General features: G+C 36.0%; 1 protein-coding gene. It reads right to left on the bottom strand.

The features are described from left to right. Positions 1-133 precede the first annotated feature (133 nt). Positions 134-898, bottom strand: coding sequence for an HNH endonuclease (locus ACH8E3_RS16650; protein WP_458633767.1), 765 nt, complete (start codon positions 896-898; stop codon positions 134-136). Positions 899-1,031: the final 133 nt, after the last annotated feature.

Raw genomic sequence — 1,031 nt, forward strand, 5'->3', positions numbered from 1 at the left:
TAAGTGACCAAAGGGAACGGGTCGATAGACTTAGCTGGTTGAATGTATCGCCTGATTACGCTTCATTGAGATTCTTCATAGCGATCAAGGGCGAATGCCCGCAGTAGGAATGTGGTGTTAGGCGATTTAATATTTACTTCTCTGATTCTGCTAAATCGACTTTCTGAATTTCTATATTATCTTTGTGCCGAATGTAGACAATTGCAATTGGCCAATTAGAAGGCTTACTCTTCCCTCCCTCCAATATCCTTAATTCTCGTGCTCCAAATACAAGATAGTTGTTATCTAATAATTGATTAATTGATTTAGTTAGTTCATATCCATATGTAACACGCTCACCTGATTCAAACTCGCCTAGTAAACCGCCAAGATCTTGAGCATATTGTAAAAAGCTAGATATTAATTCAACTTCTTCTTCATTCTTAGGCTCATCATGATCAAACTGATAACCAAGGGCACCATCTATAATACCAATAAGTTCTTTACCACTATTAATCATAGGTAATACTGAAGGTATATTCTCTTTAATTCTTCTAATTCTTACAGGCTTATCTTCTTTAACGTCTTGTTGATTAAGTCTCTCTGTAACCCATTTTTCATGATTTTCTTTCATTTCTTTAAGTATTCTTTCTGTAAATGTCTCGTGTTGATCATCAACCATCTTATGGTGTATCCTGCATAATAATATTAAATTATCGTTTAAATCGATCTTCTCAATAGGATGTTCAGGTTTATATCTTGGGCCATTAACTTGTCCAGATATTATGTGACACTCTTCACCAACAACTGATGGATCATCATGAATTGTAGCTTCAACAACCATTTCGTGCTTGCAAATAGAGCATCTGTTTCCAGATCTACCCCATAATATTTTCCTTGTTTTATTTGAAATTGGCATGAATAAGAACTCTCCTTTCTTGAAGGTCTACACAGATCTTTTGAATATTATTTCGCATAACGTTTGGCATTCCTGACGTTCAAGCAGCTTAAGTGACCGTAGGGAACGGGTCGTCAGACTTAGCTGGTTGAAT

The sequence above is a fragment of the Paenibacillus sp. CMAA1364 genome (genome assembly GCF_054373195.1).